Consider the following 14,586-nt stretch of genomic DNA (forward strand, 5'->3'; position numbering starts at 1 on the left):
GTCTGGAATATGAATCTGGATTCCGAGTAGATTAGGGCCGTGCGACAGGATCTGCGGAGCGGCGGTTGCCGAGCTAGAAGATCAGGTCGTCCCAACATATTGACTGCGCCTTCGAGCGAGGCGAACGTGGCGATGGGATCGGGTTTGGCCCGAACGTCGACGCGGTCGCTGAGATGGCAGGCCGGCTTGGATACACAACTCGTGTATCGAGGGCGGCCTTTTTCTATGCTACGGAGTTTCGCCGCGACGTGCGACTCACTGCTGAAGGCCAGTTCATCCTCAACTGATCTTTTCTCCGCACGATCATTCTTATGAACGCTTTCCCTGCATCCCCTGAGCCGACAACTCATACCTCATCCGATGGAGCTTCGGCACAGGTCCAGCTATCACCGACTCCACGGCGACGTCTCGAAGAAACGGGCGTTGTGCCGATTGCTGTGGCCTACGGAGACGGCATTGGACCGGAGATTACGGAGTCCGTTCTTCGCGTTCTCGATCACGCCGATGCTCCCTTATCGTACGATGTCATCGAAGTAGGCCGCTCAGCCTACGAGCGCGGGATTACGTCCGGCATCCCCGACGAGGCATGGGACGCGATACGCCGAAATAGAGTCTTCCTCAAAGGCCCAATTACCACGCCACAGGGCGGTGGATACAAAAGCCTGAACGTTACCATTCGGAAGGCGCTCAGTCTGTTCGCGAATGTCCGGCCCACGACGTCGTACGCGCCATATGTTGCGTCTCCGCATCCCGACATGGATCTCGTCATCATCCGGGAGAACGAAGAGGACCTCTACGCCGGAATCGAACATCGTCAGACCCAGGAGGTGCATCAGATTCTGAAACTGATCACGCGTCCGGGATCCGAGCGCATCGTTCGGTACGCGTTCGAATATGCACGGGCATATGGCCGGACGAACGTGACGTGCATGACAAAGGATAACATCCAGAAGCAGACGGACGGGCTCTTCCACGAGGTTTTCCGTGAGGTGGCCAGAGAGTACCCGGACATTGAGAGCGACCACCAGATCATCGACATCGGCGCGGCCCGCGTAGCAGCACAGCCCGAGGCCTTCGATGTCATCGTCACACCGAACCTGTACGGGGACATCCTGTCCGACATCGCCGCTCAGATTGCCGGGTCCGTTGGTCTTGCTGGCTCAGCGAACGTCGGCGCACAGGTCGCCATGTTCGAGGCGGTGCATGGCTCGGCGCCGGATATCGCAGGGCGTGGGATCGCCAACCCGTCGGGGCTCCTGGTAGCAGCGACACAGATGCTCGTTCACATCGGTGCATCGGAGGTGGCGCAGACCATCCGGAACGCGTGGTTGAGGACGCTGGAGGACGGCATTCACCCCGCGGACATCTACCGGGAAGGAGTGTCGAAGCAGAAGGTCGGGTCCGAAGGTTTCACGAATGCAGTGATCGACCGGCTCGGTGATTCTCCGAAGCACCTCAAACCCGTACGGTTCAAGTCCTGCGGCATCCGGGTTTCGCTATCCGAGCGGCCGAACCAGAAGAAAGAGCTGCAGGGCGTCGACGTGTTCATCGATTGGGATCAGCATGATCGGGATCCGGACACGATCGGGCACGGTCTGTCTATGGCGGCGAAGACGTGTGGGTGGACGCTCAAAATGATCACGAACCGCGGCGTGAAAGTCTTCCCGGACGGATTGCCGGAAACGTTCTGGACCGATCACTGGCGGTGCCGTTTCCTGCCAGAGAATGGGGGTACGGTAACATTCGACTCCGTTCTCGAACTGCTCGGTGTTCTGCATGGAGACGGATGGGACGTAATCAAGACCGAACATCTGTACACGTTTGACGGAGAGCGTGCCTACTCGCTCGGTCAGGGTGAGTAAACGCCTTCGTTTCTCCCAACAAATGGCTTCACAAGGCGCCTTCGGCCGATCGGTCGGGGGCGTCTTTGCGTTGGTTAATATTGTTTAGGCGCAAAATATCTGCGTCTCCAACGGCTTCGATTCCGGTGATACGTCAACCGCCAGCAGAAAAACCGTTGAACCGGTTCACTTCTCAACGCGGAGCCGCTGCGACGACACGGTTTGGGTAATCTGGACAGTATCATTCGGAAAACGTATAGACGGACTCCTGTACGGAATGGGATATCACAAATGATCGTTGAAGTGACGGTGTTGCCGGAAATGTGCGGACGATGATAGATTCGTCTTCAGGACTGATCCTACGGTCGCGTTGCTCGTAGGAGCCATGTATACGAGTCCGCTGCCGATTTCCAATCGACGCAATGTCCCAGTTCGACCCTTCATCGTCCGACTATTACGAGCGGTTGGGACTCTCCGCTTCGGCGTCTCGGAAAGCGATACGGAAGGCATATCGTTCGGTGGCGCGCAAGACACACCCCGATCGGAACCCGAACGATCCTCGAGCCGCGCACCGGTTTCAACGGATTCGGGAGGCCTATGAGGTGTTGTCGGACGACGAGGCCCGCGCGGACTACGACCGGCAGCGAACATCGACGGTCCGAAGTACCGGTTTAACCGCTGCACCTCGTCTCGATGTCGGATGCATGGCTTACGCCGCGTGGCGGGTGCTCGTGGGCGTGATCGCGGCCCTCATTTTCGTCGCGATGGAAATGGCGGGTCTCTGGGAGCTAAACGACGCGGAGTCCACGACGTGGGTGATTGTCGGTGCGATCGCTGTGGCAAGTACCCTGGCGTTTCTCGCCGCCCGATCATTCGAGGACGAGGCCTCCGACTACGAGGTTCGGTTCGAAGAAGAAGATGTGACCGTGTACGTCGAAGGCCATCCGTGGGCACGCATCCGGTGGAAACACGTCCACCGCCTGGTCGCCGATGCGGAGAAAAACACGGTCGAGCTGCGGGTGGCACCCTCAGCCGCGCAGAGCATACGGGCGCAAAAACCGGTGATCCGGTACGTTTCGCCCGGGAGCGGCGAAGTTCGCGTTCTACTCGACCTGTCCGGAACGGATCTTCCGGCGACGACCGTGCACCGCTTTGCCCACCGAATCTCAGGTGTGCGGGCAACGGTGGTGTGAGACGGTCGGACGTACGATGAAACCGGGTCGAGGCGGAGGAGAGGCGCCACAAACTCAACGCTCGTCGGCGGTGTCGCGATGTAGCGTACGAAGGAGCGTCTCTTCCGCCTCATCGAGGTGCGTCTCGCGTCGGCGCATGACGGTGTCCGCCACCTTGAGTGCCTTGTCGATTCGGTACGGCGCGAAGCCCCGGTCTGCGCCGCCCCACGAGAACGGGGGGACGTACCGGCTTGGAAAGCCGCCGCCGAAAATGTTGCATCCCGTGCCCACGACGGTTCCCGTGTTGAACATCGTATTGATGCCGCACTTCGAGTGGTCGCCCATGAATAGCCCGGCGAACTGGCGTCCTGTATCCACGAAACCACCGAGGGCCGCGTCGTAGGCGCTGACGGAGCCGTAGTCGTTTTTCAGATTCGACGTGTTCGTGTCGGCTCCGAGGTTGCACCAGCGGCCGAGATATGAGTGGCCGAGGAATCCCTGGTGGCCCTTGTTCGACAGGGAGTGCAGAATCGAGTCGTGGACCTCGCCACCGACCTTGCACCAGTAGCCGATCGCCGACGCCGCGACGTCGGCCTGCACCTTGATTTGAGACTTCGCGCCGAGATAAAGTGGCCCCTTGACGACGGCCTGTTCGTAGACGATGGAGTCGTTATCAAGATAGATGGGTCCGTTGGAGCCGTCCAGAATCGCGCCGGCCTTCACTGTTGCGCCGGGAGCGATGAAGATGTTTTCCGGGGCTGTGGCGATCACGCTCGGATGGACATCTGCTTCGGTTCGATTGTGGATGTCCTCCAGAATGTTGTAGGGGAGAAGAGCGTCGAAATCACGCTCGATGGCGGGCTGAATCGTGCCAAGCAGGTCCCAGACATGCTCGACCATCTGTGCGTTCTTGAGCGCCTCGGTTGGCAGGTCGGCCAGGTGCGGCGTCAGGTCGTCGCGTCCGAACACCTCATCGGATAGCGAGGCGCCAGGCATCCACGCCGCGACGACCACATCGCCCGCTGTGAATGCGCAGGCCCGGTCACGCAGCCGGATCGCCTCTTTCAGAACCGTTAGCACCTCACCATCGGCGATAAATCGCGCATTGACGAACAGAAGATCGTTCCCGGTGGACGGTGTCGAATCGCCCAACTGTGGGACGGCCACATGTGGGTGCTCACGTTTTGTTACGGCCGCGACCTCGCGTCGCGTGTGAAGCGTGACATCCGACGGGTCAACATCGAAGGCATCGCATGTTGTTTCGAGGATCGACCGAATCCCGAGACGCAGGTCGAAGGCCGCGCGCGTTTCGACGAGCGGCCGAAGGTGATGCACGCGATCGTCTTCGAACAAACAAAGATGCATAAGGAGAGGACGGTCGGTCGGGAGGGAAGGAAATGCGGCGCGACGGTGCGCTACCTTCAAGGTGAGCGCTCAACCGTCGGGGATGGTTCCGCGCGAGAGGAATAGGCTGGTACAGGACCTTCTCGGCCATGGGTTCGGACGGCAAGAAAGTTTATCTCAGACGGCAACTGCATCGTTGAGCGTAAGCGACTACGCGAACGGTAGAAACACACTTTATTTCCAAAAAACCTCCCGGTCGACTCTCCGTACGTATGTTGTAGGCACTCGTCATGCTTCCGCACCGGACGCATTTATCCAACGAACGGACCGACAGATATGAAATTTTTCGTCGACACGGCGAACCTCGAAGAGATTCGGGAGGCCAACGACATGGGCGTCCTCGACGGCGTCACCACCAATCCCTCGCTCGTCAAGAAGGAGGGCAACATTGACTTCCACGAGCATGTTTTCACAATCTGCGAGATCGTCGACGGGGACGTGTCCGCCGAAGTGACGGCCACAGAGTTCGACGGCATGATGGAGGAGGCGCGGAGTCTGGCACAGATCGCCGACAACGTGGTTGTCAAGATTCCTCTGATCAAAGAGGGCATCAAGGCGCTGAAGGCGTGCGATGAGGAAGGCATCCGCACCAACTGCACGCTCTGCTTCTCCCCAACACAGGCGCTCGTCGCTGCGAAAGCCGGGGCCGACTACATCAGCCCGTTCATCGGCCGCATCGATGACATCTCGTCCAACGGGATGGAACTGATCGAGGAGATCTGCCAGATTTACGACAACTACGGCTTCGAGACGGAGGTGCTTGCCGCCTCCATTCGGCATCCCACACACGTGAAGCGCGCCGCCCTCGCCGGAGCGGATGTCGCCACGATGCCGTTTGACACGATGATGAAGCTTCTCAATCACCCGCTCACGGACCGCGGGCTCGAGCGCTTCCTCGACGACTGGAAGGAATACGAAGCATCCCGGAAAGCCGAAGCCGGAATGGCGAACTAGCGCGTCGTATCGACTATTTGCAGATCGGTGTCGGAAGGCCCGGGGCGACCTCGCTCTGGGCCTTCTCGTCTAAACTATGGCCACGTGGGGCGATCGTATCGCGGTATCCCGGCTTGTGCCGCGATAGTCTCGTGGAGTGGACCCCAAGTCCAGTGCCGGGAAAACGTGCAGTATTGTAAAGATGAATCGACGTAGGGGTTAGCGTCGAACCGATCCGCGTGGGCGAAATAGGATTTGTGTGTCAAACGGTTTCGTGTCCTTACTCCTTACCGTACTCACGACCTTGAGTCTTACAGTCGTTGCGAATCGTGTCCCGATCCGGAAGACCGATGATGGATGGAAGACCTCCGTCGGTGGACTTACAACGGCCCTGCTTCCCGTCCTCGAAGAGCAGGGAGGCGTGTGGGTCGGTATGGGCGAAGATCCTGACCTCCCGGAGTGTCAGCAATATCCTGAAGACGATCCTGATTTTCTCGTTCGACGCGTCCCGTTGAGTGACGAGGAGCTTGACAACTATTATTACGGGATGGCCAATCGCGTACTCTGGCCGGTTTCCCACTACCTCATCCAGCATCTCGAACTGAGGGAGCGATTCATAGACACGTACCGGAGCGTGAACGAGCGCTTCGCCAAGGCGGTGCTGGATGAGAGTCCGGACGATCCAGATGAGATTATCTGGATTCAGGACTATCACCTCATGCTTGCCCCGCGACATATTCGCGATGCGCGTCCCGATGCTGTGATCGGGCACTTCTGGCACATCCCGTGGCCGGCGATGGAGGTGTTTCGAATTTTGCCGTGGTCACGCGAACTACTCCGAGGCATGCTCGGCTGCGACCTGATCGGTTTTCACGTCGACGAGTACGTTGATAACTTCATCGAGAGCGCGGAAGTCCTTCTCGGTGCGGACGTGACGGAAAATACGGTGACGCTCGATGGGCACACCACAAGGGTTGAGGCGCATCCGATCGGCATCGAGGTCGACCGGTTCAAGAAGATGGCGGCGACCGAAGAGGTGAAGGAGAAAGCCGACAAGCTCCGTAACCGTCTCGGGACGGATAACATCGTCATTGGCATTGACCGTCTGGACTACACGAAAGGGATTTTGTCCCGACTGACCGCATTCGAGCAGTTTCTCGAAGAGAATCCGGACTACCACGGGAAGGTCAGCTTCTACCAGATTGCGACGCCGAGTCGTACGAAGGTTGAGTCGTACCAGCAGCTCAAGCGGGAGGTGGATGAGGCCGTGGGGCGCATCAACGGTCAGTTTGCCCGCGACAACTGGGTGCCGGTCAATTACCGATATCGAACGTACACCCAGTTCGAGCTGTGCGCCTTCTATCGTGCCGCCGACGCGGCACTGATTACGCCGCTCCGAGATGGGATGAACGTCGTCACCCAGGAGTTTATCACGGCCACGCAGAACGGTGCGCTTATTCTGTCAGAGCTCACGGGTGCCGCCTACCTTCTACCCGAAGCGATTCAGGTTAACCCGTACGACCAGGGAGGGCTGGCGGACGCGATTAAGGTGGCACTAGAGATGCCTGATGAGGAGCGTAGAAGCCGATTGAAGGGGTTGAAGTCGACGGTCGAGAAGCTGGACGTTCACAAGTGGGCTCAACATTTCCTCGACTCTTTCGATCGGTAAGACGACATCTGTCGGCCGGGTGCATGTGCGTTGCGCAGGGAGGAGGCATCACGGCTGATTTTGGGGTCTCTCCGATACATTCATCTCGCTTCATCAACCGGTCTTCTTTCATGCCTCCTGTTGTTGATAAACCGCTGTTTTTTCTCGACTATGACGGCACACTAGCTCCGATCGTAGATGACCCGGAGAAAGCCGTTCCTCACCCAGATATCCCACCGATATTGCAAGGGTTGAGCGACAGGTATCCCGTCTGGATTGTGACGGGTCGCGACATTGCTCAGCTCGGGGCCTTCATTGATCTTCCCCTTCAGGCCATCGGTCTTCACGGGTCTCAGGCGGGTACCATCGGTGGAGACACCAAGTATCTCGTGCCGGACGAGGCGGCGGAGGCGATTTCATCCCTCCGCCAGAGCGTGCCGTCGATCGACGGCGTACGCGTCGAAGACAAGAGCCAGGCGTTTGCTGTCCATTACCGGAATGCGACGGACGAGGAAGATGCCCGTGAGCGGCTCAAAGCCTGGACGAACACGATGCCGGAGATTCTGGAGGCGATCTGGGGGAAAAAGGTGGTCGAGCTCCGGCCGGAAGGGTGGACGAAGGGGACCGCGGTTCGGCGCATTGCGTCGGATTATCCGGATCACACGCCCGTGTACCTTGGCGACGATGTTACGGACGAAGACGCGTTCGAGGAGCTGCATACATTCGACCGCGACACGGTGACCATCAAGGTCGGAAACGATGCGACTGCGGCACATCATCGTCTGCGTGATCCCGACGAGGTGGTCGAATACCTCCGGTCGTATCTTTCTGCGTCCTCATAGCAACGCCCCAGGCCTCGCATGAATGGAGAGAGAGCCCTGCAATGAAAGAGTGCACCCGGTTCGTAAAGAAGTTCTCCAGCGTGAACAATCGCCTTCATCCGCCGTGGTACTCTATAACGAAACTCAGAGAAGGTATCTCGACGCCAGAATGACATCCCCCGCCCGCACTTCCTGTTGTTGTTGCGTGTCCGCCGGGAGGGGACGGTCTGCCTGGTTCATGACGTGCTCGCATTGAGTTTCGTCGTGGCATTTGCAGCGTTTGTTGCCCCTCTCGGCATGACCGCGAGGGGCTTTTCTATAGCCGTTCGCGGTGATTCCCCCTCGACATTGGGGTGAACACATGCCGCAGGGTCTCATCCCAACATCGTTTTTCAACGTTACCAATACTCAGGCTATGGCCGAATACGCACATCCCGACGTGCTCGTCTCCACCGATTGGGTGGCTGAGCACATGCACAACACGGACAACGTCCGACTCGTCGAAGCGAACGAAGACGTTCTCCTGTACGAGACGGGTCACATTGAGAACGCCGTCAAGATCGACTGGGTGCAGGATCTGCAGGACGACACGGTTCGCGACTTCATCGATGCGGAGGCATTTGCCGAACTGTGCGCCGAAAATGGTATTTCCAACGATACCACGGTGGTCTTCTACGGCGACCGAAATAACTGGTGGGCCTGCTACGCTTTCTGGGTGTTCAGGCTGTATGGTCACGAAAACGCCGTCATCATGGATGGTGGCCGGAAGAAGTGGGTCGACGAAGGCAGAGATCTCACGCGAGAGAAGCCGGACTTTTCGCGGGCCGAGTACACCGCGCCGGACGGGCCGAATGTGTCGATCCGTTCCTTCCGAGACGAGGTGCTGGAGCACCAGAAGCGGAGGGGTCAGATGGTGGATGTGCGTTCTCCAGAGGAATTCCGCGGCGAGATCACGCACCTTCCGGATCTTCCGGAGGAAAGTTCGATGCGCGGCGGTCACATTCCCGGCGCACGAAATGTGCCGTGGTCTACGGCCGTGAACGAGGACGGTACCTTCAAATCCCGCGAGGAGCTGGAGAAGATCTACCAGGAGGGCGAAGGCCTCGATCGCTCGGCGGAAACGATCGCGTACTGCCGTATCGGCGAGCGATCGAGCCATACGTGGTTCGTGCTAACGTATCTCCTCGGGTTTGACAACGTCAGTAACTACGACGGCTCCTGGACCGAGTGGGGCAACCTGGTCGGTATGCCGATCGAGCGGGGCGATGCGCAGCCCGTGGAGGCATAACGACGGCCCGATTGCTTGCACTGGCTTTGCGCCGGGGGCGATGACGGTCGTCCCCGGCGCAAGCATTTCGGTTTCTGTTTTCCTACTTCTATCCCGCATGAATCGTCTCGAAGAGATCGCCGAACCGTTCCAGATGGCCGATCGTGATTTCCGTCTGGAGCTCTTGCTCGAATACTCCGACAAGCTGCCGGAGCTGCCTGATGACTACAGGGAGCTTCGAGATCAGGGAATGAACATGGTGCATGAGTGCCAGTCTCCGGTCTTCCTGATGGCAGAAGTTGAGGATGGCACCGTGCGCGTTATTGGCGACGTGCCCCGTGAGGCGCCGACCGCACGGGCGTTTGTGTCCATTCTGCGCGACGCATTTGATGGCGAGCCGCCGAGCGAGGTCCTGGACGCGCCCGCTGATGCCCTTCGCGTCCTCGGGCTCTCCGATCTGCTGGGTATGCAACGCACGCAGGGGCTTAGCGCCATCTACGGCCGACTTCGCAAGCAAGTCCGAGAGAAATCGCAGAGTCAAGCGTAACGCACATTCAGATCCGCGATGGCCCCGCGAATAGACCTAAAGAGGTCAAGCTGGCAGGCACCTGTCGGACGGACAGAGGCAAAGAACGGGGTTTGTCGAATCGACAGATCGATACGCGATCGGTCCGTCACGGCGTCACCCTTCGATTTTGAAGGGTCGGAAAGAGTGGCAGAGAACGCGATCCAGGACGGCGCTGGTACGAGAGTTGTCTGGGGGATTCGTAGACCTATCAAGCTTCGTATGCCCAGTGTAGACTATCGCGTACGAGGCCATTGCAATCATATCCCTGATGTTGCACAGCTTGAATATCTAAGACCATGACAAAGCTGATCCGTACTCCAAATCGCAACCTCTCGTCCCTTCAGCAGGAAATCGACCGCCTCTTTGAGGGCTTCTTCCCGACGCGTTCCTCCGATGAAGACGCTTCGCGCTATGCGTCCATGTGGTCGCCTCGAACGGACCTGATCGAGACGCCGGAAGCGTATCGCATCGAACTCGACGTTCCAGGAATGAACCGCGATGACATCCACATCAGCTACCAGGATGATCGTCTTACGGTGAGCGGAGAACGTGCACACGAAGCCCGCGAGGAGAACGAGGAGCGTGTTCGCGTCGAGCGCACCTTTGGCAATTTCTTCCGCTCGTTCACGCTCCCCAGCACGGTTAGTGCGGAGCAAATCTCAGCACAGCATGAGAATGGTGTGCTGACGATCACCGTCCCGAAAGCTGAGGAGAGCAAGCCCCGACGCATCGAGATCAAATAGGTGGGCGCGACCGAGCCGGTCGGACATACGGATACATCGTTTACGCCCCGGTCGGTCTCGATCGGGGCGTTTTCATTTTGTGCGCTTACCATCGGTGCGAAAGTACAGGTGAGCGAGCGGTGCTGGATCTACCGGCTGCCGTTCGTGTAAAGCGACCTGCTTACCGGAGCATTCTCTTTCCCGTGACTCACATGTCCACATCCTCGCTCAATCTTTCTCTCGACAACCTGGCGATTCGTCTTCGCGATCGTCTTGGCCACGCGTTGCCGGGAACCGAAGCACAGGTTCAGATGGCGCCTCGATACAGTGCGAGAGAGAATGCATTGTCGGTGGAAGGGCGAAATTGCCGAGAGGCAGGCGTGCTTGCTCTCCTGTATCCGGATGACGATCCCTACCTGGTGCTTACGGTCCGGCGAGATGATTTGCCGGATCACCCGGGACAGGTGTCGTTCCCAGGCGGACAGCGAGAGGCGGGCGAAACGTTGCCCGAAACGGCGCTACGTGAGGCGAAGGAGGAGGTCAACCTCACGACTGATCCCGTTGAGGTACTGGGTGCGCTTACGCCCCTGTTCGTGCCGCCGTCGAATTTCTGCGTGCATCCGTTCGTCGGCGTGCTGGATCACCGTCCGAGTCTCAGCGCGACGGATCGAGAGGTCGGTGCCATTCTCCGCGTGCCCATTTCCCATCTACTGGACCCGGAGACGCGCGTGGTCGAAACCTGGACGCTGCATGGGCAGCAGATCGACGTTCCATACTACCGCGTCGAGGGGCACACGGTCTGGGGGGCGACAGCGATGATGCTGTCCGAGTTGCTCGCCTGTGTGCGAGACGTGGTGTAGAGCGTGTAGCGTTATCGCCGGCATGGGTCAAAAAAAAGACCGCAGCCTCCGGCAATCGGAAGCTGCGGTCGATCTACGTACCGGTACGGCTCACGCGGAATCGCAATTATACGTTTTCCGAATGATATTGTCGGGATTGCCCGAACCGTGTCCTCGCAGCGGCTCTGCGTTGGGAAGAAAAACGTTTCAACGATATACGTTCACAACCTGTTTGTCGGACGGTCTCTGGTCTGCGACTTCGTGGATCTCGCCCTGTGCAGCTACTTCACTCGCCAGGTAGCTCTGCTACATGACTCGCTTGAGCGCTCCACAGGGGCTTCGCCCACTGTGTTTACTGCGTCAGTCGCTTCGCTCGTGTCGGCTACCGATTCATCCACCAAACAGGTTCTCAAACGTTCTTCGGCTAGGATGTGGCGCGTCTGCCGAATCGAAGCCGTTGGAGATACCGATATTTTAAAGTCGAAACGGCATTACTTGGCGGGAAGGATCGTGCCTTCTGCTGTGCCAAAGCCGACGCGGTAGTCGTCTCCCTGTGCGTGGCCTGACATCACCACCCGGTCGCCGTCCTGCAGGAAGGAGCGCGTCTCGCCCGACGGCATCTCGAGCGGTCGTTCTCCGCGCCACGACAGCTCCAGCATCGAGCCGTAGCTATCCTCGGTGGGGCCGGAGATCGTCCCGGACGCGAGCATGTCACCAGGGCGGAGGTTGCAGCCGTTCACCGTGTGGTGGGCCACCTGCTGCGCGACGCTCCAGTACATGTAGCTGAAGTTGGTCTCGCAGATCGTATGCGGTGCGTCCATCGACTCCGTCTGGAGACCGACCTTCAGCTCGATGTCAAAGTTCTGAGCGCCGCTCTGCTTCAGGTATTCTAGCGGCTCCGGATCTTGCTCCGGTCCGTCGACGCGGAATGGATCAAGCGCGGCCATCGGGACGACCCACGGGGAGATCGTGGTGGCAAAGCTCTTCCCGAGGAACGGCCCGAGCGGAACGTATTCCCACTTCTGAATGTCACGCGCACTCCAGTCATTGACGAGCACGAGGCCGAAGACATGGTCGCCTGCGTCGTCGATGTCGATGGGCGAGCCCAGTTCGTTGCCCGGGCCGACGAGGGCGCCGACTTCAAGCTCAAAGTCGAGGAGGTTGCTCGGACCGTAAATCGGTGGTTTGTCCTCGTCCGGCTTCAACTGACCACTCGGCCGCCGCACGTCTTGTCCGCTCGGGATGATCGAGCTCGCACGTCCGTGATAACCAACCGGGAGGTGCAGCCAGTTCGGTTTCAGCGCGTTTTCCGGGCCGCGAAACATCGTACCGATGTTGGTCGCATGCTCGCGTGAGGAGTAGAAATCGGTGTAGTCGCCGATGTCTACCGGCATCAGCATCTCGACGCGATCGCGGTCGACCATGACCTCTTTCTGCAGGTCTGCGTCGTCGCGCAGGTCGGGTGTATCGTCCCGGAGGAGGTCATGGACACGAGTGCGCACGGCCGACCAAGCCTCCTTTCCGAGACTCATCAGCGGGTTCAGCGTGGACTGGTGGAAGGGCATGCTGGCTTCCAGCGCGGGATGATCGAACAACCCTGCATCGAAGCACGCGGCTAGGTCCAGCACTCGATCTCCGATGGCAACGCCCACGCGGGGCCGGTCGGCCTTATCGAGGCGGAAGATGCCATAGGGAAGATTCTGGATGGGAAAGTCACTCGTCGCGTCGACATCAACAAAAGAAGAGATCGACGGATCGGTCGTGGGGTCAGACATATAGGCAGTTCGCAGTGCGTGAGAGAAAGCAAGTACGGGATGGAAAAGAGTCTCAGACGTGGACTACATCAGGTCCAAATCCTGAAGGTCGTCCACCGGTTCTTCGAAGCTACAGCTTCCGAATGAGGTGATGAGATTCTCGCGCGCATGGTCGACACCGGCGATGGGGCATCGCACGTCCCGCCAGGCGAACGAGTCCTTGAGGAATTGGAAATTCTCGGCGTTGTCCTCGTTCAGGATGGCTTGAACACCTGCCTTGTCCAGCTTGTGCTCCGATGCCATGACGGCGGCGCCAAAGACGTTAAAAAAGCCGTGCATCATGGTGCCGACGTCATCGTCATGGTGGCGGACGGGGTGATGGAGACCCGCCGTGGCTTTCATTCGAACCCCGGCATTCCGGCACGTCGTGATAGCATGAGCAACGTGTTCAACATCTGGGACCTCCTCCGGGTGCACCCCGCCACAGCGTATTTTGAGCCCGATCGTCGTGCGAGCAGGCAGCGACTGACGACTGTTAAATTCCGCCGCGGCTGCGGCAAACCGTTCGATTGCCTCGTGTGTCTGCGGAGCGAGTGGAATCTCAAGAAACAGGTCGAGCTTTGCGATGCCGGCGCGTGCTGATGCCGCGTCGATCGCATCGAAGAACGACTCAATGTCCGAGGCCGCTGCAGAAAAGAGAGACGCGGGGAGGCGCACCTCCATGACCTCGGCCTGTGCAGCTCCCGCGTGATACTCGTCGAATGCGTCGATCGCCTGCAAGTCGGAGTCAAAGGCGGCGAGGAAGTCGCCCTCCGTGGCCCCTCCTGTGCCAAGGACGGAGAAGGAGAACGGCTCTCCCTGCCGAAACTGTTTGGCGTAGGTCGACAGCTCGTCGAGGCGCTTGACCGGGATCACGAATCGGTTGAGCATCCACCGCTCATATTCATGGCGGTATTGCATGTAGTTGTGCATGGCCTCATCGAGCGGCAGGTCGGCCGGTGGGAAGAGGCCCGCGTAGTCGACAATGTCGTGCAGGAGCGCACGCAGGCTCGGGTTAATGAGAGAGTCGGCGGCTGACTCGGTGGTTTCCATGGCAGAAGGGTAGACAGGGAAGAACGCGAGATCCACTACGACGCGTCCGATCGAGCGGGAGCGCTTCCAGTAAGAAGGAAAACAAGGGGGCCGATTTCAACGAATGGGCGGGGGGACTTCACGAAGGTATGAAGGAAAACAGTTGCATGCGCCCGGGGGCGCCTTTACCTTGACATGCTAGAATCGAGCGCTGTGTTGTTCTTGCCTTCCTTCTTGCAGCATCGGTGCCGCCTTCGTAGAATGCGGCAGACAGCGAGAAGGTCGCGTACGGTCCGCGACGTGCAACCGACCGTCAGCAGGGCGCTGGTGTGCCAGTAGAGGTGTTACCTCCGCTGCGTATGCCAATGGCACGGTGCCGTCAGCTTGATGGCACCTCCCGGTCGCCTCCGGGAGCATTCGCGAGGTACCGCCTGTGCCGAACGCACGACACTCGGTATCATTTGTCGGTACGCACCACAGGCGAACCCGACGACGCATGACTGATACCCGATACGACGCATTCTTTCCCCACGACCGATTCGTCAA

Annotated in this window: 12 protein-coding genes; 9 read left to right on the forward strand and 3 right to left on the reverse strand. The window is 59.1% G+C overall.

Annotated elements, in window-relative coordinates; all coding sequences use genetic code 11:
- The first annotated feature begins 311 nt into the window (after positions 1-311).
- Together CRI94_RS05970 and CRI94_RS05975 are read left to right on the forward strand one after the other, a co-directional pair.
- Positions 312-1,862, forward strand: a complete 1,551-nt coding sequence (locus CRI94_RS05970; protein WP_098074743.1) for an NADP-dependent isocitrate dehydrogenase — start codon at positions 312-314, stop codon at positions 1,860-1,862.
- A gap of 401 nt (positions 1,863-2,263) precedes the next feature.
- Positions 2,264-3,034 (forward strand): J domain-containing protein, encoded by a 771-nt coding sequence (locus tag CRI94_RS05975; RefSeq protein WP_098074744.1) that lies wholly within the window; start codon positions 2,264-2,266, stop codon positions 3,032-3,034.
- A gap of 54 nt (positions 3,035-3,088) precedes the next feature.
- Here the strand turns inward: CRI94_RS05975 and CRI94_RS05980 are convergent, their stop codons facing one another.
- On the reverse strand, positions 3,089-4,378 hold the full coding sequence (locus CRI94_RS05980; protein ID WP_098074745.1) for a GlmU family protein: 1,290 nt from the start codon (positions 4,376-4,378) through the stop codon (positions 3,089-3,091).
- Between the two features lie 315 nt (positions 4,379-4,693).
- Between CRI94_RS05980 and fsa the strand changes: the two genes are divergently transcribed.
- The 7 genes from fsa (at position 4,694) to CRI94_RS06015 (ending at position 11,236) form a co-directional block, all read left to right on the forward strand.
- A complete protein-coding gene (gene fsa, locus CRI94_RS05985; protein ID WP_098074746.1) occupies positions 4,694-5,371 on the forward strand; it encodes a fructose-6-phosphate aldolase in 678 nt (225 codons plus the stop codon).
- A gap of 283 nt (positions 5,372-5,654) precedes the next feature.
- Positions 5,655-7,019 (forward strand): alpha,alpha-trehalose-phosphate synthase (UDP-forming), encoded by a 1,365-nt coding sequence (locus CRI94_RS05990; protein WP_098074856.1) that lies wholly within the window; start codon positions 5,655-5,657, stop codon positions 7,017-7,019.
- A gap of 110 nt (positions 7,020-7,129) precedes the next feature.
- On the forward strand, positions 7,130-7,840 hold the full coding sequence (gene otsB, locus CRI94_RS05995; RefSeq protein WP_098074857.1) for a trehalose-phosphatase: 711 nt from the start codon (positions 7,130-7,132) through the stop codon (positions 7,838-7,840).
- Between the two features lie 394 nt (positions 7,841-8,234).
- Entirely contained in the window at positions 8,235-9,107 is an 873-nt protein-coding gene (locus CRI94_RS06000) for a sulfurtransferase (RefSeq protein ID WP_098074747.1), read from the forward strand.
- Positions 9,108-9,204: 97 nt separating this feature from the next.
- On the forward strand, positions 9,205-9,633 hold the full coding sequence (locus tag CRI94_RS06005) for a SufE family protein (protein ID WP_098074858.1): 429 nt from the start codon (positions 9,205-9,207) through the stop codon (positions 9,631-9,633).
- Between the two features lie 317 nt (positions 9,634-9,950).
- On the forward strand, positions 9,951-10,397 hold the full coding sequence (locus CRI94_RS06010) for an Hsp20/alpha crystallin family protein (protein WP_098074748.1): 447 nt from the start codon (positions 9,951-9,953) through the stop codon (positions 10,395-10,397).
- A 191-nt stretch (positions 10,398-10,588) separates the two neighbouring features.
- Entirely contained in the window at positions 10,589-11,236 is a 648-nt protein-coding gene (locus CRI94_RS06015; protein ID WP_098074749.1) for an NUDIX hydrolase, read from the forward strand.
- 470 nt (positions 11,237-11,706) lie between these two features.
- Here the strand turns inward: CRI94_RS06015 and fahA are convergent, their stop codons facing one another.
- A complete protein-coding gene (gene fahA, locus CRI94_RS06020; protein ID WP_098074750.1) occupies positions 11,707-12,990 on the reverse strand; it encodes a fumarylacetoacetase in 1,284 nt (427 codons plus the stop codon).
- A 63-nt stretch (positions 12,991-13,053) separates the two neighbouring features.
- Positions 13,054-14,061 (reverse strand): hypothetical protein, encoded by a 1,008-nt coding sequence (locus CRI94_RS06025; RefSeq protein ID WP_098074859.1) that lies wholly within the window; start codon positions 14,059-14,061, stop codon positions 13,054-13,056.
- Positions 14,062-14,586 lie beyond the last annotated feature (525 nt).

Origin of the sequence: Longibacter salinarum, assembly GCF_002554795.1 — a bacterium.
Lineage (GTDB): Bacteria > Bacteroidota > Rhodothermia > Rhodothermales > Salinibacteraceae > Longibacter > Longibacter salinarum.